Origin of the sequence: Pseudomonas sp. D4002, from assembly GCF_013385665.1 — a bacterium.
Lineage (GTDB): Bacteria > Pseudomonadota > Gammaproteobacteria > Pseudomonadales > Pseudomonadaceae > Aquipseudomonas.
Genome location: NZ_JACAPN010000012.1, coordinates 259,641 through 281,285, shown reverse-complemented (window position 1 = coordinate 281,285; position 21,645 = coordinate 259,641). Strand labels below are relative to the sequence as shown.

Here is a 21,645-nt window from a genome sequence, read left to right as displayed (position 1 = left end):
GTGGGAGCGGGCTTGCTCGCGAAAGCGGAGTGTCAGTCTCCGAATCGGTCCACTGATATACCGCTTTCGCGAGCAAGCCCGCTCCCACATTGACCGAGTTCCTTCAGGCAGAATTTTTCGAATTCCCAGGAGTTTCCAATGGCGAAGAAACCCAAGGCTGCCACCTTTATCAAAGATCCGCTCTGGTACAAAGACGCGGTGATTTATCAGGTTCACGTCAAATCCTATTTCGACTCCAACAACGACGGCATCGGTGATTTTCCCGGGCTGATCGCCAAGCTCGACTACATCGCCGACCTTGGTGTGAACACCATTTGGCTATTACCGTTCTACCCCTCGCCACGCCGTGACGATGGCTACGACATCGCCGAATACCGCGGCGTGCACAGCGACTACGGGACCATGGCCGATGCCAAGCGCTTTATCGCCGAAGCCCATAAACGCGGGCTGCGGGTGATCACCGAGCTGGTGATCAACCACACCTCCGACCAGCACCCATGGTTCCAGCGGGCCCGCAAGGCCAAGCCCGGCTCGGCGGCGCGGGATTTCTATGTATGGTCCGATGACGACCAGAAATACGACGGCACCCGGATCATTTTCCTCGACACCGAAAAGTCCAACTGGACCTGGGACCCGGTCGCCGGCCAATACTTCTGGCACCGCTTTTACTCCCACCAGCCGGACCTCAACTTCGACAACCCGCAGGTCATGAAAGCCGTCCTGTCGGTGATGCGCTACTGGCTCGACATGGGCATCGACGGCCTGCGCCTGGACGCGATTCCGTACCTGATCGAGCGCGACGGCACCAACAACGAAAACCTCCCCGAAACCCACGACGTGCTCAAGCAGATCCGCGCCGAGATCGACGCCAACTACCCCGACCGCATGCTCCTGGCCGAAGCCAACCAATGGCCGGAAGACACCCAGCTGTACTTCGGGGACAAAAAGGGCGACGACGGCGATGAGTGCCACATGGCGTTCCACTTCCCGCTGATGCCGCGCATGTACATGGCGCTGGCCCAGGAAGACCGTTTCCCGATCACCGACATCCTGCGCCAGACCCCGGAGATCCCGGCCAATTGCCAATGGGCAATCTTCCTGCGCAACCACGATGAACTGACCCTGGAAATGGTCACCGACAAAGAGCGCGACTACCTCTGGAACTATTACGCTGCCGACCGCCGTGCACGTATCAACCTGGGGATTCGCCGCCGCCTGGCGCCGCTGATGGAACGCGACCGCCGGCGCATCGAGCTGCTCAACAGCCTGCTGCTGTCGATGCCGGGCACGCCGACCCTGTACTACGGCGATGAGATCGGCATGGGCGACAACATCTACCTCGGTGATCGCGACGGCGTGCGTACGCCGATGCAATGGTCCATCGACCGCAACGGCGGCTTCTCCCGCGCCGACCCGGCCAGCCTGGTATTGCCGCCGATCATGGACCCGCAATACGGCTACCAGTCGGTCAACGTCGAAACCCAGACCCAGGACCCGCACTCGTTGCTGAACTGGACGCGGCGCATGCTCGCGGTGCGTAAACAGTCCAAGGCGTTCGGTCGCGGCAGCCTGAAAATGCTCTCGCCCAGCAACCGCCGCATCCTGGCGTATACCCGCGAATACGCAGGCGCCGATGGCAAGAATGAAATCATCCTGTGCGTGGCCAACGTGTCCCGCAGTGCCCAGGCCGCAGAACTGGACCTCTCGGCGTTTGCCGGCATGGTTCCGGTGGAGATGCTCGGTGGCAATGCCTTCCCACCGATTGGCCAGCTGAATTTCCTGCTGACCCTGGCGCCGTATGGCTTCTACTGGTTCGTGCTGGCGGCGGAAAACCAGATGCCAAGCTGGCACGTGGAACCGGCACAAAGCATCCCGGACTTCACCACCCTGGTGCTGAAGAAACGCATGGAAGAATTGCTCGAAGCACCGTGCCGCACCACCCTGGAACAGAATGCGTTGCCGGCGTGGCTGCCCAAGCGCCGCTGGTTTGCCAGCAAGGATACGGCAATCGACAGCGTGCACATCGCTTATGGCGTGCGCTTCGGCGACCCGCAGCATCCGGTGCTGCTCAGTGAAATCGAAGTCACCAGCGCCGGCCAGGTCAGCCGCTATCAGCTGCCGTTCGGCTTCCTTGGCGAAGACCAGTTCACCAGCGCCTTGCCGCAACAACTTGCGCTTGCCCGTGTACGGCGAGTGCGTCAGGTAGGTTTGGTGACCGATGCCTTCAGCCTCGACACTTATATCCGCGGCGTGATCCAGGGCCTGCAGGCCAAAACCGTCCTCGACTCCACCGATGGCGAGATTCGCTTCGAGCCCACGGCGCAACTGGCCAAGCTGGAATTGAACGACGAGTCGGAAGTGCGCTACCTCGCGGCGGAGCAGTCCAACAGTTCCGTGGTGGTGGGCGGCAGCCTGGTGCTCAAGTTGATCCGAAAAGTCAGCGCCGGGGTTCACCCCGAGCTGGAAATGGGCGCCTACCTGACCGAGGCCGGCTACGAGCATATCTCGCCGCTGCTGGGCTCGGTGATCCGCCACGACGCCGATGGCCAGGACAACCTGCTGATGATCGCCCAGGGTTACCTGAGCAACCAGGGCGACGCGTGGGGCTGGACCCAGAATAACCTGGAGCGAGCGATTCGCGACGAACTGGCCGAAGCCATGTCCGAGCAGGAACAGCACTACAACGCCCTTGGCGAGCTGGCGGATTTCGCCGGCTTGCTCGGCCAGCGCCTCGGTGAAATGCACCAGGTGCTGGCAGCACCTACCACCAACAAGGCCTTCAAGCCCGAGGTCACAACCCTCAAGGACAGCCAGGGCTGGGCCAGGCACGTAGGCGCACAAATCGACCACGCCTTGCAGTTGCTCAAACAGCATCAAACCAAGTTGAACCCTGCCGATCAGGCGTTGGTCAGTGCTTTACTGGAGCAGAAAAAGGCCATCGCCAGTCACGTTCAGGACCTGGCGAAAGCCACGGTGGGCGGGTTGCGCATTCGCGTGCACGGCGACCTGCACCTGGGCCAGGTACTGGTGGTCAAGGGCGATGCCTACCTCATCGACTTCGAGGGCGAACCGGCGCGGCCGTTGCCTGAGCGTCGCGGCAAACACAGCCCGTACAAGGATGTGAGCGGGGTGCTACGGTCGTTTGATTACGCGGCGGCCATGGCGGTGAATGTGCAGGGCGTCGACCAGTCGCCCGAGGCCAATGCGTCCCGGCAACGTGTGGCGGATCGCTACTTGCATGAGGCCAGGCAGGCATTTATCCAGGCCTATCACGCTGCCACGACTACACTGGCCCATGACTGGCAGGATGCCAAAGGCCAGGACGCAGCGCTGGCGTTGTTCAGCCTGGAGAAGGCCGCGTACGAAGTGGCCTACGAAGCAGAGAATCGCCCGAGCTGGTTGCCGGTGCCGTTGCAAGGTTTGCACGGGCTGCTCAGCGGGTTGAAACCAATATCGAAAACTGCACGCGGTGGGGAGACGTCATGAGTTTTACAAGCAAAGAACCGCTGCAGGAAAAGTTGAGTGTGATGCCCAAGCCTGCTGATATCGAAGCCCTGGTGCGGGCCGAGCACCATGATCCATTCTCGATCCTGGGTCCCCATGACGACGAGCAGGGCGGCCAGTTCATTCGCGCCTTCCTGCCGGAAGCACTGAGTGTCCAGGTCCTGGCCCGCGACAGCGGCGACCACATCGGCAGCCTCGATACGACCCAGGTGCCAGGCTTGTTTGTCGGGCATTTCGGCAGCCGTCAGGCGTACTTGCTGAAGATCCAGTGGGCCGGTGGCGAACAGATCACCGAAGACCCTTACAGCTTCCAGCAACTGCTGCTGGGGGAGATGGACCTGTATCTGTTTGCCGAAGGCAATCACCGCGACCTGAGCAGTTGCCTCGGGGCACAAGTGACCAGCGTCGACGGGGTCCAGGGCGTGCGTTTTGCGGTATGGGCACCGAATGCCCGCCGTGTCTCGGTGGTGGGCGACTTCAATATCTGGGACGGGCGCCGTCATCCGATGCGCCTGCGCCATCCGTCCGGTGTGTGGGAGATTTTCATCCCGCGCCTGCAGCCCGGCGCGGCCTACAAGTATGAAATCCTCGGTGCCCACGGGATTCTGCCGCTCAAGGCCGACCCCATGGCCCTGGCCACGCAGTTGCCGCCGGATACTGCGTCCAAGGTCGCTTCGCCGCTGCAGGTCGACTGGCAGGACCACGACTGGATGCAATCGCGCAGCGAGCGACAAAAGCCCAGCGCACCCTTGTCGATCTACGAGTTGCATGCCGGTTCCTGGCAGTGCGAGCTGGATGAAGTCGGCGAGGTGTCCCGCCAGTACAGTTGGCGCGAGCTGACCGAGCGGTTGATCCCTTATGTACAGCAGTTGGGCTTCACCCATATCGAACTGATGCCGATCATGGAGCACCCGTTCGGCGGCTCATGGGGTTATCAGGCGCTGTCGCAATTTGCCCCGACGGCACGTTTCGGCTCGCCGGAGGATTTCGCATTTTTCGTCAACGCCTGCCATCAGGCCGACATCGGCGTGATCCTGGATTGGGTGCCGGCGCATTTCCCCACCGATACCCACGGCCTGGCGCAATTCGACGGCACCGCGCTGTACGAATACGCCAACCCGCTGGAAGGCTTCCACCAGGATTGGGACACCCTGATCTACAACCTCGGCCGCACCGAAGTCCACGGCTTCATGCTGGCGTCGGCGTTGCACTGGCTCAAGCATTTCCATATCGATGGCCTGCGGGTGGATGCGGTGGCCTCGATGCTGTACCGCGACTATTCGCGCAAGGCCGGTGAATGGGTACCCAACCGCCACGGCGGGCGGGAAAACCTTGAGGCCATCGACTTCCTGCGCCACCTCAACGATGTCGTTGCCCTTGAGGCTCCCGGCGCGCTGGTGATCGCCGAGGAGTCCACCGCATGGCCGGGCGTAAGCCAGCCGACCCAACAGGGCGGCCTGGGGTTCAACTACAAGTGGAACATGGGCTGGATGCACGATTCGCTGCACTACATCCAGCAGGACCCGGTGTACCGTGCCCATCACCACAACGAGCTGAGTTTCGGCCTGGTGTATGCGTGGTCCGAGCGTTTTATCCTGCCGATTTCCCACGATGAAGTGGTGCACGGCAAACACTCGTTGATCGACAAGATGCCCGGCGACCGCTGGCAGAAATTTGCCAACCTGCGGGCGTACCTGAGCTTCATGTGGATGCACCCGGGCAAGAAGCTGCTGTTCATGGGCTGCGAGTTCGGCCAATGGCGCGAGTGGAACCACGATCAGCAACTGGACTGGTACCTGCTGCAATACCCCGAACACCGGGGCGTGCAGAAACTGGTGGGCGACCTCAACCGTCTGTACCGCGAAGAGCCGGCGCTGCATGACCAGGACGACGCACCACAGGGCTTCCAGTGGTTGATTGGGGATGACGCGATCAACAGCGTCTACGCCTGGTTGCGCTGGAGCAAGGACGGCAGGCCGGTGCTGGTGGTGGCCAACTTCACACCGGTACCGCGCGAGGCCTACAAGGTCGGCGTGCCGTTTGCCGGGCGCTGGAGCGAGGTGATCAACAGCGATGCCGACACCTATGCCGGTTCCAACTTCGGCAACGGTGGCGGGGCGTTTACGGAGGAGGAGCCCAGGCATGGGCAGCCGTTGTCGCTGTCGCTGAACCTGCCGCCATTGGGCGTGCTGATCCTGCGACCGGACGCCTGACTTCCAGCCGATGAAGACCCCATGTGGGAGCGGGCTTGCTCGCGAATGCGCAGTACCAGTGCCAGATTTTTTGGCTGACACACTGCATTCGCGAGCAAGCCCGCTCCCACAGTGGGGATGTGTTGTGGCTTAGAAGTCGACCCTTATGCCAATCGTGCCTTTGCGCCCATTCAGCTGATTACTGTCCAGATTGGTGTTGTACCCCACCTCGCCATACACACTGACCGTACTCGATACCTGCAGCGTTGCCCCGGTGCTGACGTCCAGCGTGGTGGACTTCTGTTCGGTGCTGATGTCCGTGCTGTCATTGAACCTGACAGTGTTATTCCCGGCGCTGGCGTGCCACACGTTGGTACGCACATAAGGCAGCAGGGGCATGCCGCTCACGCTGTAGCTGCCCTTGAGGCGGACACCGAGACGGGTGACGACGTTAGTGTCGGCGTGGAATGAGACATCCGAGATTCCGTCGTTCTGGCTGTCCACATAGCTTCGATCGACAATCACCTGGGCCTGCGGCTCGACCTCCCACTGTTCAGACACCGCAAACGGCATTCCCACCTCCACAGACCCCAGCACGTTGTGGCCCTTGGTTGGGAGTTTGACGCCCCGGTCGGATTCACTGTGGCCATCGAACCGTGTACCCATCAGCACGACATCGATATAGGCGCGGTTGGCGCCGATGAGCGTCCAATACGCGCCCAGGCTGTCACCGCGCAGGGTGGTGTTGCCGGCGTCCTTGCCCTGAAAACCGCCATTGAAACCCGCCACATTGCCGGTCAGGCGGCTGTGGCCGACAAAGAAGCCGAAGCGTTGGGTCAGGCCAGCGTCGTTGGTCCAGGCATACAGGTCAGTGCCAACCTGGAAACCGGACAGGGAGCTGTCCAGCGACGGGCTGACGGTGCCGGCGAATGATTGCCGCGTGCTGCTGCCATACACCCGGCCCCAACCGGCCGGTAAAGCGCCAGGTTGACGTTGCAGGCTTTGATCGCCCGTGCGTTCGTGGTAGGTGCCCAGCATGCCCTGGACCATCTGCTGCACGGCGGGAAACAACACGGCATATACCGGGACTTCCGGGCGATAGATGGGTATGGGTTCTTCTCCCGGGAAAATCCCCGGGAGGTCCGGCGTGCCATCGGCGGGGACGGGGGGGAGAATGCCCACTGGGTCGTCAGGATCCTCAGGGTTGGGCAGCGGCGGCGCCACCACCGAGGACCGCAGGAACCAGTTTTGCCCGGTGCCCGGCGTTACGCCTCCTTTGAACAGGTAGTACTCATAGGCGCCTGCGGAAACGGATCCACCGCGCAGGGTAAACGCCAGGTCGCTGCTCGTGGCACCGTTAAGCGCTTCAACCACCTGGATGCCGTTCTGCAGGGTCATGGCGCCGGGGCCGGCAAGGTTGGTGACGGTGATGGTGGTGCCGCCTTGCAGCGTGCCCTGGCTGACTACCAGCTTGTCACTGGCCGAGCCGTCGGCGCCGAGTACCGATTGCAGCGCCAGTTCGCCACCATTGCCGGTGTAGTTGCCGTTGACCGTCAGGCTGTCGGTGGCGCTGGAACTGCCGGTGGTCATGTCGATCAGGCCGCCGTTGTTCAGGTTGGCTGGTTGCCCGGCCGTGAAGGGGCTGATGCTGCCCTGTGTTACCTGCAGGGCGGCGCTGCCAAAAATATTCAGGGTACCGGTGGCCGTAGCGCTGTCACCGAGCTTGAAGTCGCCGCCCAGGGGCAGGCGCGAATTGTTGTCCAGGTTGACGGTTTCCCAGTTGACATAGCGGGTTGGCGTGGCGGATCGGGTGTTGTCGAAGGTCAGGGTGTCGTTACCCAAACCACCATCCAGAAGTGGTGTGGAGGCCAGGGTGGTTTCGGTCAGGTTGAGCAGGAAACCCCTGTCAGCGCCATCACCCATGAGGATTTCCTTATGGATCAGACCGCCGCCTTCCCAAGTGAACTCATCGTTGCCAAAGCTGGCGAGGATCTGCCCACTTATTTCCCCTCCGCTGACTTTGATGATGTCGTCGCCGCCGCTGACGCTGATGTTGCCACCAACCGTTCCTCCGGAAACCAGGATGGTGTCGTTTCCGAAGCCAGTAACGAGGTTGCCGATGATCGCTCCACCCCGCAGGTCAAACAGGTTGTTGTCGAGCTTCATGTCGACCCGTCCGATGCTGCCACCGGTCATCAGCGCTACATCTCCATCTTCAAAAGCGCCGACAATCCTGCCACTGCTCATGGTGAACTCGTCACGGCCGTCGCCCTGAGCCAGTGAGGCGACGGTGCCACCGCTCTGGAAGTACTGGTCTACCCCGTCACCCTGAGAGATTGCACCGGAGCTGCCGCCGCTGATTTGCGCAATATCACCGCCCGCGCCTTGCGTCACCGTGCCGGAGATATTGCCATTGAACAGCTGGAAAATATTTCTTCCGTCACCTTGGTTGATCGCGCCATTGATCGCGCCGGAATCCATCGTGACCCGATCATCTCCCGCGCCATAAGTCACGTTGCCGACGATGATGCCGGTGCCGCCGACGGGGAACTCAAGGATGTTGCTTCCTTGCAAATCCGTCAGCGCGCCAGCACTGCCATCGCTGCACAGGGTGGTGTCGTTGCCTGCGGTTATGACCAACGTACAGGCTGCCTGCGCGGGGAGAGGCCAATTGAGCAACAGCGTCGTCACGCTGCAGACGCTCAGATACGTCACTGATGAAAACCGCGTGCTCATGATTCGCCCTCCCTGCAAGCCGGTGTTCCAAGCTAGCCACACAGAGAGTGCGTACGCTACTGTCAGAAGTTACAGGTATAGACGAGTGGGTGCGCCTACAAAAATACAATCTCATAGGGCTCGCGCATGCGCTCCAGCAGCACCTGCGCCAGGATCGGCGCCAGGCCGATTTCCGGGTCGCCTGCCAGTTGGCTGGCATAGGCGTGGGCGGCGTGCAGCTTGCGGGCGACGCTCCAGGTGTCGAGCCGCACCTTGCGCGCGCGCTGCCAGGGGATGGCGGCGGTTTCCCGAAGCGGCCAGTGCCACGCCCAGATCGGCAGTTCGTGCAAGCGCACGCCCTTGACTGCGCAGGCTTTGGCAGCGGCACGGCCGACGGCGTCGTGGTCGTCATTGCCGTCGTTGCGCCAGGTGGTGAACACCACGTCGCCGGGCTGCAGGTAGCGCGCAATGAACTGGCTCATTTGCTGTTCCCGCGCGGCCAGGGCGTTGTCGGCGAAACCGCCGCGGATCCATTTCAGGCTGTGCAGGGGCACGCCCAGGCGGCGCAGGGCTTCGACACTTTCCTGGGGCCGCACCACGCTTAAGCGTTTGGCCGGCCACACGGCAGACCCCGGATGGCTGGCGCTGCCGTCGGTGATGGAGATCAGTTGCAGGGAGTATTCAAGGGTGCTGAGCAATTGCAGCAGACCGCCGCAGGCGATCACTTCATCGCCGGGATGCGGGGCGATGATCACCACGCGGGCGCCCTTGGGCACCAGGGTTGCGGGGTTGATGGCAGGGATTTGCGCGAGTTGCGGGGCGCTGTTCCAGATTTGCGCGGGGCCCCGGCGGTTGTCACTTAACAGTGCAGGCTTCATGGGTGTCACTTCCTTGTTTATCGGTGGTGCAGGCCGTACCCCGTTGACGGGACGGCTCTTGTGGTACGCGAGCGTCAGGTACTGCACGCTCGCGGCGCGACGGCGTTCCAACCCTGGATTGCCGTGCAAGGAATAGTGATGATAGTTATGAATCGCCGCTTTAACACCGCCGGGTGTCGCAATTTTTTCAGGAGGCCTGCATCAGGCTCTTCAGGTAATCACCGAAGCCGCCCTGGGCGCGACAATCCAGGCGGGCACTGGTAATCACCTGGGGCGAGTGGCTCCAGGCAATGGAAGCCCCGCAGCGCTCCAACTGGCGCACCAGCTCCACGTCTTCATGGCAGGGCAGGGGCTCGAAACCGCCGGCCCGCACGTAGGCGCCGGCACTGACGCCCAGGTTGGCGCCGTGGATATGCCGATGCCCGTCCCGGGCGGTGTAGGCCTGGTGATAACGGATCTGCGCCGCCGGGTCGAAGCCCTCGCTCCAGGCGTCCACCGTCACCGTGCCGCACACCGCATCCACGCCCAGGGCCAGTTGCGCCACCAGCCAATCGGGAGCGACGCGGCTGTCGGCGTCGGTGCAGGAAATCCAGCGCGCGCCGTTATTAAGCAGGTGCCGCGCACCCACGCCGCGCACGTGGCCCACGTTTCGCGCCTGCACTTCCAGGCTGTGCACCTGGTATTCGCGGGCGATCATGGCGCTGCGGTCGCTGCAGCTGTCGAGCACTGTCAGAATCTGCACCTCTTCACCCAGCAGGCCCGGATGACTGGCGGCGACCATCGCAGCCTTCAGGCATTCGGGCAGCAGTTTTTCTTCGTTATGCACGGGTATCAGGATGCCGATCATCGCAGTCCCTCCAGGGTCGCAACCGTGGTGCCGTCGCGGCTCCATAAATCCAGTAGAAAATCGCTTTCGTGATGCTGCGCCAGATGTGGCATGCCCAGGCGCTGGCCGAGGCGCGCATGCACCTGTTCGGCGGTCTGCGGGCAGCCTTCGATGATCGGGCGCCAGTGGCAGGCGAGGATTTGTCCATCAGGCGTCAGGGAGGCGAGGGCGCGATCGATCAGCCCATCGAAATCCTTCGGGTCCAGGTAGTAGCAAAGCTCGCTGAGCACGATCAGCTCGAAGGTTTCGCTGGGCCATTGCTGCGGCAGGCGGCTCTGCTGCACGGTGGCATGGCTGAAACCCCGCAGCCGCGCCTGTGCCAGGCTGACCGCCGCTAGCGCCGTGTCACAGCAGAGCAGGCGGTCACAGCGCGGGGCCAGCTCGAAGCTCAGCTCGCCGTTGGCGCAGCCGGGTTCAAAGATCGAGGCATAGCGCGGCCGGGTCAGCAGCGCCAGGGTCAGGGCCCGCTTGCGCTGTTCATACCAGCGTTGCCGAAAGGCCCAAGGGTCGTCGTTGCCGGCAAACAGCTCGTCGAAATAGGGCGTGGCGACACTCATACGAACACCACTTCAAAAGGTTGCAGCAGGCGCTCCAGCACATAGGGCGCGAGCACCGGCGGCAGGCCGATCTGCGGGTCGCCTTCCAACTGGCTGGCGAAGGCATGGATGGCGTGCCGTTTACGGGCCACGGCTTCAGGTGTCAGGAGGATTTTGCGAGCACGATCCCAGGGCACCTGGCTGTCTTCCGGGGTTGCCCAATGCCAGGTCCAAACGGGCAACTCCAGCAAGGTTGCGCCCACCGCCCGGGTCGCCTTGGCACTGGCACGGCCCACAGCCTCGTGGTCGCAATGGCCGTCTTCGCGCCAGGTGGTGAAGACCACGTCGCCGGGCTTGAGGTAACGCTCGATAAAGCGGCTCAGGTCTTCTTCACCTGCGGCGACCTGGCTGTCGCTGAACCCGGCCCGCAACCATTTCAGGCTGTGCAACGGCAATCCCAGCCGGTGCAGGGCCTGCGCCGACTCTTGCGGCCGCACCACGCTCAGGCGTTCCACCGGCCAGCGGCGCGAGCCGGGATGACTGGCGCTGCCGTCGGTGACGGAGATCAGCAGGATAGGGCGATCCAGCGCGGCAAGGCCTTGCAGCAGGCCGCCGCAGCCCAGGACTTCGTCATCCGGATGTGGCGCGATGATCACGGCGCGGCTGCCTTCAGGCACCAGTTCGGCAATGTCTACGCAAGGCAGCTCGGCCAGTCGCGACGAGCTTTGCCACAAATGCAAGGGCGTGCCCTGGCCGACGATTGGATTGATCTTCATAGTTCCCATCTCCCTGGGCGCTCATCGGCGACTTGTTGACCAAGGGCGGCCAGGTCGCGCTCGGCGTGACTTTGCCGCAGGTACACCGGCAAGTCGGCCATCAACTGGGCAAAATGCGGGTCCTTGCAATACGGCCCGGCGCCCAGTGCGCGGCCGACATGGTGAATCACCTGGTCGACGGTTTCTTCGATACAGGCCCGTGCCTGTTGTGCCAACAGCCGGGCATCTGCCTTGGGCTGCCGGTCGATATGGGTGGCGCTGTCGCGCAGCACACAGGCCGCGCAGTGCAAGGCACTGTCGACGCTGCCAAGGTGCGCCAGGGCGTGGGGCTCCGGGCGTTTTGCACACTGCTCGCGCAAGGCCTCCGCCAGGCGTTGTGCCGCGCCGTACCAGCAGGCGGCGATGCCGATGCCGCCTTGCCAGAAGCCCGGGCGCGCCAAATAGTCCCCAGGCTTGCCGATGGCCAGGCCAACGGCGTCGTGGAAAAGCACTTCAACGCTGCCCGTAGCGGCCATGCCCACGGCGGCCCAGCCCTCATCGGTGACGGTTACACCGGGCTGGTGCATTTGCACTGCAACCAGTTGCTGGCGATCCTCTTCATCCCACGCCGTGAGCAACCCGTGGCTGACCACCGCCGCGCCCGAGCACCAGGCCTTGCGGCCCTCCAGCCGCACACGTTGGCCGTCACGCCGGATCCGCACCTTGGCGGTGGGCGGCTCGGCCGCCCACATGCCCCACGTGCTGCCAACCGGCGGCAAGGGGCTGTCGAGTTCAGCGATGATCGCCAGGGCGTCCGTGTGGCCCTCGAACAACTTGCACAACCGCAGGTCATGGCCGGCGACTTGCGCCAGCCGGCTGAAGCGTTCCAACGTTTGCCCGCTGCCCGGCAAGGGCAACTGGTCCAGGCCTTCCTCCACCAAAGCCCTCAGCGCAGCGCCAAGGGCCTGGGTGTCCGGGTAATCCCGGTAGCCGCGAAGAAACTCATGCAAGGCCATGTCACACCTCGTCCTCATGCTGCAATTCAAACAGCAGCAGCGAACGCCCGGTGACCGCGTATTCGTGATCGAAATCGAAGCGCTCCTGGCCACGCACTGCCGGCTGGTTGGTGTCGAGCATGCAGGTCCAGAAGCCGCCATCCGGCACCGGTGGCAGGCGGAAATTGACCATGTCGTGGTGTGCATTGACCACCAGCAACAACGTGGCATCGGCCCCCGGGCGGCGAATCCCGGTTTCCTGGGCGCGGCCATCCATCAGCATGCCCAGGCAACGGCCATGGCTGTCCTGCCATTGCTCGATGGTCATTTCATCGCCGCTCGGCGCGAGCCAGGTGACGTCCTTGACCCCGATATCTTCGTTGTAGTCGCCCACCAGGAAGCGCCCGCGACGCAGGATCGGGTACGCCAGGCGCAACTTGATCAGGCGCTTGACGAACTTGAGCAGGGCCTTGCCGTCTTCATCCAGTTCCCAATTGATCCAGCCGATCTCGCTGTCCTGGCAGTAGGCGTTGTTGTTGCCGTGCTGGGTCCGGGCGAACTCGTCACCGGCTACCAGCATTGGCGTGCCCTGGGCCAGCAGCAGGGTGGCGAAGAAATTGCGCATCTGGCGCAGGCGCAGCGCGTTGATTTCCGGGTCGTCGGTAGGGCCTTCGACACCGTGGTTCCACGACAGGTTGTTGTTGCTGCCGTCCTGGTTGTTCTCGTCGTTGGCTTCGTTGTGTTTGTCGTTGTAGGACACCAGGTCGTGCAGGGTGAAACCGTCGTGGGCGGTGATGAAGTTCACCGAGCTGTACGGCCGGCGGCCGCGCTGGTTGAACATCTCGCCCGAGGCGGTCATGCGTCCGGCGAAGTCGGCCAGTTGGCCGTCGTCACCTTTCCAGAACGAGCGCACGGTGTCGCGGAAACGGTCGTTCCATTCCACCCAGCCCGGCGGGAAACCGCCGACCTGATAGCCGCCGGGGCCACAGTCCCACGGCTCGGCAATCATTTTCACCTGGCGCAGCACCGGGTCCTGGCGGCAGGCCACGAGGAAGCTGTGGCGCTCGTCGAAACCGTCGCGGTAGCGGCCAAGGATGGTTGCCAGGTCGAAGCGGAAGCCGTCGACATGCATCTCGGTCGCCCAGTAGCGCAACGAGTCGGTGACCATTTGCAGCACGCACGGGTGGCTCAGGTCGAGGGTGTTGCCGGTGCCGGAATCGTTGATGTAGAAGCGCTTGTCATCGGGCATCAGGCGGTAGTACGAGGCGTTGTCGATGCCGCGCATGGACAGCGTCGGGCCTTGCTCGTTGCCTTCGGCGGTGTGGTTGTAGACCACGTCCAGGATCACTTCCAGCTTGGCTTCGTGCAGGTGCGCGACCATTTCCTTGAACTCGGCGATCTTGCCGCTGGCCAGGTAGCGCGGGTCCGGGGCGAAGAAGGCGATGCTGTTGTAGCCCCAGTAGTTGGTCATGCCTTTTTGCAGCAGGTGCTGGTCGTTGACGAAGGCGTGCACCGGCAGCAACTCGACCGATGACACACCCAACTGGCGAATGTGCTTGAGCACATCGTCGACCATCAGCCCGGCGCAGGTGCCGCGCACTTCCTCAGGCACCGAAGGGTGGCGCATGGTGATGCCGCGCAGGTGGGTTTCATAAATGATCGTGCGATCCCACGGCGTGCGCACTGGCTGGTCGTTGCCCCAGGTGTGGGCCGGGTCGATGACTTTGCACTTGGGCACGAAGGGCGCGCTGTCGCGTTCGTCGAAACTGAGGTCGGCGTCCGGATGGCCGATGGTGTAGCCAAACAGGGCCTCGGACCATTTGAGCTCGCCCACCAGCTGTTTGGCGTAGGGGTCGATCAGCAATTTGTTGTGGTTGAAGCGATGACCGTTGGCCGGGTCATAGGGACCGTACACGCGGTAGCCGTAGATCAGCCCGGGGTGGGCGTCGGGCAGGTAGCCGTGGAAGGTTTCGTCGGTGTATTCCGGCAGTTCGATGCGCTCCAGCTCGACTTCGCCGCTGTCGTCGAAGATGCACAGTTCGACTTTGGTGGCGTTGGCCGAGAACAGCGCAAAGTTGACCCCCAGACCGTCCCAGGTCGCGCCGAGAGGGAAGGGCAAACCTTCACGAATCCGCGACGGCTCGTTTTCCGGCGTCGAGTTGGGCTTGTTGGGTTTGCTCATTGAGATGCTCCTGCAAAAGGGTTTTTCCGGGCCGAACGGGGCCATTCCGGCATGATGCCGGGTAGATATCGGTAGTTGGATAGCCTCCTGCGGTGCGGGCGCACCTGCAGGAGGATCTTTGGGTCAGGGTGCCTTGGGCTTCTTCGCAGCAGGCTTCTTCGCCGCCGGCACTGCGCTTGGCTTGGCTGCCGGTTTGGGCGCTGCCGCTGCGGGCTTGGCTTTTGGCTTGGCCTTGGCGGCGGCCTTCGGTGCCTTGGATGGCGTCAGCGCTTCGGCTTCCGCCAGTTTGCGCGCCATTTCCCAGTGTCGTGCGTCCTCGCCATGGGGTTTACCTTCAGATTCCCAGATCTGATGCGCCAGTTCGCGAATACGTTTGTCTTCAGTACTCATCGCAATGCTCCTCACAGAAAATTTCAGCTTTCTTGATCATCAGGATTGATAAAGACATTGACCGGGAAATCCCCCAGGGCAGCGCTGATCATGAGCTCCTTGTTTGGTGTGACTGCGCCTGTTCGGAAAAGTCCCTTCCAATTTTGGGTTGGAGCGGCGAACGGTAATCGGACCCGGGTATCGCCCCAAATCTGCGCGTTGATCAGGGGATACACACCGTTTTCAAGCAGCCGGTGAGGCCAGCGTGGCACCACCACCAGCAGCTGTTTGCCCTGGTATTCGCGGTAGAAAGCGACCACCCGCTCGGCGTGTTCGCCCACCACTTCCAGAGGCTCGTACGTGCCCTGGCGAAACAGTTGCGGATGCGCCTTGCGCAACCCCAGGACCTGGCTGATCAACGCCTGTTTTATACGCCCGTCATGCCAGTTGAACATCAGCTCGCCGATGTCCGGCGGCGTGTGCAGCCCCTGTTGCCGTGCGGGGTAGTCCACCGGGCGGCGGTTGTCAGGGTCTACCAATGTGAAGTCCCAGAACTCATCACCCTGGTACAGGTCCGGCACGCCCGGCACGGTGAGGCGAAGCAAGGATTGCGCCAGCCCGTTGAGCGCGCCGGCCGGGGCGATGGCCTGGGCGGCCTCGCCGATGGCATCGCGCAGGGTCTTGCCGGCGTCCTCCAGCAGCAGCCGTGACAGGAACGCTTCGACACCTTGCTCGTACAACTCGTTGGGTGCGCTCCAGCTGCTGTTGAGCTTGGCTTCACGCAGGGCTTTCTGCTGCCACTGCCACAGGCGCTGGTGATAGTCCGCCAGGCCCTCGGTATCGTCGCGGTGCAGGTCCAGCGGCCAACTGCCCAGCAGCACCTGATAGAGGATCAGTTCGTCACCCGCGGACGGCGTGTTGGCATCGCTGCGCAGGCGGGCGGCGAGGGGGCGCCATTGCTCCACCTGCTCGGCATACCAGTCGGCGGCCTCGCTGAGCACCGCCAGGCGCGCACGGGTATCTTCGCCGCGCTTGTGGTCGTGGGTGGCGGTGGCCAGCAGGTTGTCGGGGAAGGTGCGCAGTCGTTGCTGGTTGACCGCGTGGAAGTCTTCCAGCGGGGCGCTGAATTGTTCGGTGCTGAAACCCACGTCATTGCGCGACAACAACACACCCGAGCGGTAGAACGCAGTGTCTTCCACGGCCTTGGCCGCCGCCGGCGAGGTCAGTTGCTGGAAGCGTACGCAGGCGTGCTTGAGCATCTTGCGTTTGCGGCCCAGGGGGCGGTCGCGCCAGGGTTGGCCGCCGAGCCATTTTTCCAGGTAGTCGAGCACCGGCCAGTCGCCTTCGCTCAAGGTGCTGCGGGCACCGGCCAGGGCTTGCAGGAAAAACACGTCATCCAGTTCGCTGCGGCCCCGGGCGCTGATGTAGGTGCGGTACACCGGGAAATGCACGATCAGTTCCTGCAACGCGCGGCGAATTGCACCCAGGGTCAGGTCGCGGCTCATCACATCGTCCCGGGCCACTTGCAGCAGGGCCTGGGCCACACTTTCAAAATCCCCGGCCAGGGAACCGTTGAGGATCTGCTGCCGGGCCAGCCAGGCTTCTTCGATAAATGAAGACGGGCGTTCGGTATGGCGGGTCCATAACTCGGCCAGGGGTTCGAAGCCCTTCGGGTCATGTTGCAGCAATGACAGCTGGTTCATGAATTCGTAGCCGGTGGTGCCGTCCACGCGCCAGTCTTCACGCAAGGTTTCGCCTTCGCCGAGGATCTTCTCGACGAAGATCGGCAAGTGCCGCCCACTCGCCAGCGAGTCCACCCGGCGGCGCAGCTTGCGGCAGTAACCGCGCGGGTCGGCGAGGCCGTCGATGTGGTCGATGCGCAGGCCGTCGATCAGGCCTTCGCTGATCAGCTGGAAGATCTTGCCGTGGGTCGCTTCGAACACTGCGCTGCGTTCAACCCGCAGGCCGCCCAGCTCGTTGACGTCGAAGAACCGCCGCCAGTTGATATCGTCCGCTGCCGTACGCCAGCTGGCCAGGCGATAGCTTTGTTGTTCCAGCAGGTGGTGCAGGCGGGCGAAACCTTCGGGCTGGCGGGCGTCGTAGAGGTCGAGGTTCGCTTCGATGGCCTTCAGGGTTTCGGGATCGCGGGCGGCCTCGATCAGTTCCTGTTTCAGCGCGGCGGCCTGGGGATAGGCGTCCGGCTGGTAGGCCAGGCTGCTGAAGCGATCGGCCAGTGACTTGACGGGCACCAGCTCGCCGTATTCCCGCGGGCAGATCGGGAAGCGATGTTCGTAATGCTCGACGTAGAAGCTGCCGTGCTGCGGGTCGAAGCGCAGCGGCAGGGCACCCGACTGCAGGGCTTCGCCGTAGTCGCTGCCCAGGAACGGCATCAGCAGTTGGCCCTTGAGCAGCGGGTCTGGCGAGTGCCATTGAATGTCGAAGAATTCGCTGTAGGGACTCAGGCGACCCCATTCCAGCAAGTCCAGCCACCACAGATTATCGGCACCGCCGACCGCCATGTGGTTGGACACGATATCGAGGATCAGCCCCATGTCATGTTCGCGCAACGCCGCAACCAATCGCCGCAGCGCCGGTTCGCCGCCCAGCTCGGGATTGACGGTGGTGGGATCGACTACGTCATAGCCGTGCATCGAACCGGCGCGGGCGCTCAGCAATGGCGAGGCGTAGAGGTGGCTGATGCCCAGTTCGGCGAAGTACGGCACCAGTGGCACGGCGTCGTCGAGGGTGAAGCCCTTATGAAATTGCAGGCGCTGGGTAGCCCGTAGCGTCAATGCTTTCATCGGTCACGCTCTTGGGCCTGGATGCGCGCCACGGCCAGCAGCTCAAGGCGGCGGGCGGCATTGTCGTCATCGAGCAGGGTGGCGGCATCGCCCGGCAGGCGGCGGCGCCAGTTCGGGTGGGTGTCGGTGGTGCCGGGCAGGTTGGATTGTTCCTCGACCCCCAGGGCGTCCTCCAGCGGCAGCAATACCAAGGGTGCGCGGGTGTGGCCCAGGTAGCGCACGCTGGCGTCGATGACGTGGTCGGTTTCGTTGCGCACTTCGTCGATGAAGTTCTGCGGGTCCTGGCTCAAGGCCTGGCGCAGTGCTTGGCGTTCCCGCAGGCGGTGTTCGCTCCATTGCTCGACGGTGGGTGCATCGATCAGGCCCAGCTGGACATTCCAGTCGATATCGCGGCTGTGCCACCAACCGTTGAGGGTCGGCAGGTCGTGGGTGCTGGTGGTGGCCAGCGCGTTGTCCGGCCAATCGAGGATCGGCTTGAACTGGCCGCCGTGGTCTTGTTCGAACAGCAGCACGCGCATGCCGAGGATCGAGCGCGCGATGAGTTTTTCCCGCAGGCCGTCGGGTACGGTGCCGAGGTCTTCACCGAGGACGATCGCCTGGTGGCGGCTCGACTCCAGGGCCAACAGCCGCAGCAGGTCATCCACCGGGTAATACAGGTAGGCGCCGTCCCGTGGCGAGGCGTCCATCGGGATCACCCACAGGCGTTGCAGGCCCATCACATGGTCGATGCGCAAGCCGCCGGCGTGGGCGAAGTTGGCCCGCAGCATTTCGATAAACGCGCGAAAGCCGTTGCGCTTGAGGCCTTCGGGGGAAAACGCGGAGATACCCCAGCCCTGGCCGGCACGGTTGAGGATGTCAGGTGGCGCACCCACGGTCAGTTCCGCCAACAGTTCATCCTGGCGGCTCCAGGCCTGGCTGCCGCCGCCGTCGGCGCCCACTGCGAGGTCGGCGATCAGGCCGACACCCATGCCGCTGCCGCGCGCCGCTTGTTGCGCGCGTTCCAGGCACCGGGCAATCAGCCATTGGCTGAAGGCGTAGAAGCCGATTTCGTCCCGATTGGCTTCGGCAAATTGCACCAGGGCCGGGCTTTGCGGGCTGTGCCAGTCCTCTGGCCAGTGGCGCCAGTCGAGGCTCTCGCCGTTGGCCGCGCGTTCGGCTTGTACGGCTTCGAAGCGGCAGTGGTTTTCCAGGGCTTCACCGCCAGCCTGGCGGAAGCTCAGGAAGTCGGCATGTTGCGGGTGGTCGCCCTGGCGGAAGTCGTCATACAGGGTGCGCAACAGGCGCTGCTTGGCTTTGGCCGCGGCCGGCCAGTCGATCAGGCTTTGTTGCTCAAGGTCATTCAATTCGTCGGCCAGCCCGCTGGCCTCGATGGCAGTTTGCACCGCACGTTCGCCGAGGATGCAGCCGGGGGACGCGTACAAACTGTTGAGGAACAGGCGGCTGGACGGGGAATAGGGGCTGAAGCGCTCGGTGTCGGCGCTGAACATCGCGTGCATCGGGCTGATGGCCAGGGCGTCGGCGCCGCGTTCGGCGGCGGCGCGGGCCAGTTGTTCCAGGGCCTGGGTATCGCCAAAGCCGCCGTCGCCGCTGCGGCGCAGGGAATACAGCTGGGCGCTCAGGCCCCAGGCGCGGGCGGTCTGGGTGTCGACCGCTTCTGCAACGGTGTAGCAATGCGTCGGTGCCACGGCCAGGGTGAAATGCTGGTCGGCAATATGCACTTGTTGGTAGCCGACCGGAATCGAGCCGGGCAACACCGCGTTCTCGTCCAGGCTCAGGTCCAGCACGCTGGAATCTTCGAGGTGAATCTGGCACGGCGTACCGGGGGCGAAGTAGCGCGCCAGGTCCAGGCCGGCGCCGCTGTCGACGGTCATCAGGGGCGGCAGATGCTTGTCTTGTTGCACGCGTTCGAGGTCCAGCAGGCTGGCTTCGATCTCGGCGTCGCTGTCGGCCGGGTGGCCCAGGCCTTTGAGCACGGCGCGCAGGGCGTCGGGCTTTACATGTTGCGGGCGGCCATTCGCGTCGATCCAATCGACGGCCAGGCCCGCTCGGCTGGCGAGTATTTCCAATTGCGCGTCGCTCAAGGGTGCTCTCCAACAGGGGAATGGGTGAGGCTGACGCGGGCGCTGAGGGGAGCCAATTGTTCGGCCCCGCTGGCCTGCGTCACAAATAGGAGGTGCTCGGCAGCCGGGTAGTTCAGAGAATCGGCGCTCAGGTTGAGGTCGATCTGCAACAGGCTGCCATTGCCCAGGCGCCAGCGCGCCGTGACCGCGCCCTCCGCCAGCACGTGCGCACCCAGGGCCATGCTGCCGGGCAGGTGCGGCACGATATGTTGGTGGCGCAGGCTCAACAGGTGCCGGTAGAGCTGCGAGTCGCCGCAGTCGGCGAGGGCGGGTGCCGAGCGGCGAAAGGTCTGCAGGGAGTTGGGGTCGGGAATGCGTTCGCGGCGTTCGGGGTCGCTGAACGCGGCGAAGTCGGCAAACTCATTGCGCCGGCCTTCACGTACCGCCTCGGCCAGTTCGCCGTGATGGTCGGTGAAGAACAGGAACGGCTCCTCGGCATTGACTTCATCGCCCATGAACATCAGCGGGATCATCGGCGACATCAGCAGCAAGGTCGTCGCGGCGCTCAGGGCCTGGGGCGAACACAGTTGATGCAGGCGTTCGCCCAGGGCGCGGTTGCCGATCTGGTCGTGGTTCTGCAGGAACAGCACAAAGGCGCTGGGCGGCAGGTGCCCGCTGGGCTCGCCGCGCGTGTGGCCGTGGCGCGTGGTGTGGCCCTGGTAGATAAATCCTTCGCTCAGGCAGCGCGCCAGTTTTCCCGTGGGGTCCTGGGCGAAATCGCTGTAGTAGGCGTCGGTTTCGCCGGTGAGCAGCACGTGCAGGGCGTTGTGGCCGTCATCGTTCCACTGGGCGTCGAAACCGCTTTCCAGCAGGCTGGCCTGGTTGAATTCGTTTTCCAGCACCAGCCACACATGCCGCCCCGTGTCGACTTGCTGGCGTACTTTTTGCGCCAGCTCCTGCAGAAATTCGGGATCGTTGATGGCGTGCACGGCGTCCAGGCGCAGGCCGTCGAAGCGGTATTCCAGCAGCCACATCAGGGCGTTGTCGATGAAGAAATCCCGGACCTCCCGGCGATCAAAGTCGATGCCCGCGCCCCAGGGCGTGTGCACGTCTTCGCGAAAGAAACCCTTGGCGTAGGTGCCGAGGTAGTTGCCGTCGGGGCCGAAGTGGTTGTAGACCACATCGAGGATTACCGCGAGGCCATAGTGGTGCGCACTGTCGATCAGCTGTTTGAGCTGCTCGGGCGAACCGTAGGAGGATTGGGGAGCGTAGGGCAGGACACCGTCGTAACCCCAGTTACGTTCGCCGGGGAATTGCGCGATGGGCATCAGCTCAATGGCGGTGACCCCCAGTTCGGCGAGGCGCGGCAGTTGTTTCTCGACCTCGGCGTAGCCCCCCAGTACGCCCACGTGTATCTCGTAGATCACCGCTTCGTGCCACGGCCGGCCTTGCCAGTGGCTTTGGCGCCACTGATAGGCCAGGGGGTCGACCACCACGCTGAAGCCGTGAACGTCCGTGGCCTGTGCCCGGGAAGCCGGGTCGGGAACGTCCTGTTCGCCGTCGATGTTGTAGCGGTAGCGGGTGCCCGGCGGGCATTGCAGCTGCACCACAAACCAGCCATCGGCCTGGGGCAGCATCGCTACCGATTTTCCTTCCTCAAATTCAACGCTGACATAAAACGCGTCTGGCGCCCATAACGCGAAGCGGGTGTGTTCCGCATCCAGCATGATCGCGCCGTGGGGCCAGGTTTCCAGAGTCCGTGACGGCATCTA

General features: G+C 63.5%; 13 protein-coding genes. 2 read left to right on the top strand and 11 right to left on the bottom strand.

The window, feature by feature from the left end; translation table 11 throughout:
* Positions 1–138: 138 nt before the first annotated feature.
* Both treS and glgB read left to right on the top strand, forming a co-directional pair.
* Positions 139–3,486 (top strand): maltose alpha-D-glucosyltransferase, encoded by a 3,348-nt coding sequence (treS, locus tag HX824_RS06225; protein WP_177054318.1) that lies wholly within the window; start codon positions 139–141, stop codon positions 3,484–3,486.
* Positions 3,483–5,717, top strand: a complete 2,235-nt coding sequence (glgB, locus tag HX824_RS06220) for a 1,4-alpha-glucan branching protein GlgB (RefSeq protein WP_177054317.1) — start codon at positions 3,483–3,485, stop codon at positions 5,715–5,717. Before treS ends, glgB begins: the two co-directional genes overlap by 4 nt.
* A gap of 129 nt (positions 5,718–5,846) precedes the next feature.
* On the opposite strand, the gene HX824_RS06215 is transcribed toward glgB, so the two are convergent.
* The 11 genes from HX824_RS06215 to treZ all read right to left on the bottom strand — a co-directional run bounded on the left by HX824_RS06215 (position 5,847) and on the right by treZ (position 21,642).
* Complete coding sequence (locus HX824_RS06215; RefSeq protein WP_177054316.1) at positions 5,847–8,432, bottom strand: autotransporter outer membrane beta-barrel domain-containing protein; 2,586 nt, start codon at positions 8,430–8,432, stop codon at positions 5,847–5,849.
* A gap of 95 nt (positions 8,433–8,527) precedes the next feature.
* Positions 8,528–9,289 carry a PIG-L deacetylase family protein gene (locus tag HX824_RS06210; protein ID WP_003207524.1) on the bottom strand — a complete coding sequence of 254 codons (762 nt, stop codon included), beginning with the start codon at positions 9,287–9,289 and terminating at the stop codon, positions 8,528–8,530.
* A 187-nt stretch (positions 9,290–9,476) separates the two neighbouring features.
* Positions 9,477–10,136, bottom strand: coding sequence for a glycosyltransferase family 2 protein (locus HX824_RS06205; RefSeq protein WP_003207526.1), 660 nt, complete (start codon positions 10,134–10,136; stop codon positions 9,477–9,479).
* Entirely contained in the window at positions 10,133–10,732 is a 600-nt protein-coding gene (locus HX824_RS06200) for an SAM-dependent methyltransferase (RefSeq protein WP_003207530.1), read from the bottom strand. The genes HX824_RS06205 and HX824_RS06200 overlap by 4 nt, the downstream gene beginning before the upstream one ends.
* Positions 10,729–11,487, bottom strand: coding sequence for a PIG-L deacetylase family protein (locus HX824_RS06195; protein ID WP_076013886.1), 759 nt, complete (start codon positions 11,485–11,487; stop codon positions 10,729–10,731). The genes HX824_RS06200 and HX824_RS06195 overlap by 4 nt, the downstream gene beginning before the upstream one ends.
* A complete protein-coding gene (locus HX824_RS06190) occupies positions 11,484–12,482 on the bottom strand; it encodes an acyl-CoA dehydrogenase family protein (protein ID WP_177054315.1) in 999 nt (332 codons plus the stop codon). Before HX824_RS06190 ends, HX824_RS06195 begins: the two co-directional genes overlap by 4 nt.
* Position 12,483: 1 nt before the next feature.
* Positions 12,484–14,643, bottom strand: a complete 2,160-nt coding sequence (gene glgX / locus HX824_RS06185) for a glycogen debranching protein GlgX (RefSeq protein WP_003207536.1) — start codon at positions 14,641–14,643, stop codon at positions 12,484–12,486.
* Positions 14,644–14,766: 123 nt separating this feature from the next.
* Complete coding sequence (locus HX824_RS06180; RefSeq protein ID WP_003207537.1) at positions 14,767–15,033, bottom strand: DUF2934 domain-containing protein; 267 nt, start codon at positions 15,031–15,033, stop codon at positions 14,767–14,769.
* Between the two features lie 23 nt (positions 15,034–15,056).
* A complete protein-coding gene (locus HX824_RS06175; RefSeq protein ID WP_177008558.1) occupies positions 15,057–17,813 on the bottom strand; it encodes a malto-oligosyltrehalose synthase in 2,757 nt (918 codons plus the stop codon).
* Positions 17,810–19,894 (bottom strand): 4-alpha-glucanotransferase, encoded by a 2,085-nt coding sequence (gene malQ / locus HX824_RS06170; RefSeq protein WP_087692374.1) that lies wholly within the window; start codon positions 19,892–19,894, stop codon positions 17,810–17,812. Before malQ ends, HX824_RS06175 begins: the two co-directional genes overlap by 4 nt.
* Complete coding sequence (treZ, locus tag HX824_RS06165; protein WP_087692373.1) at positions 19,891–21,642, bottom strand: malto-oligosyltrehalose trehalohydrolase; 1,752 nt, start codon at positions 21,640–21,642, stop codon at positions 19,891–19,893. Before treZ ends, malQ begins: the two co-directional genes overlap by 4 nt.
* Positions 21,643–21,645: the final 3 nt, after the last annotated feature.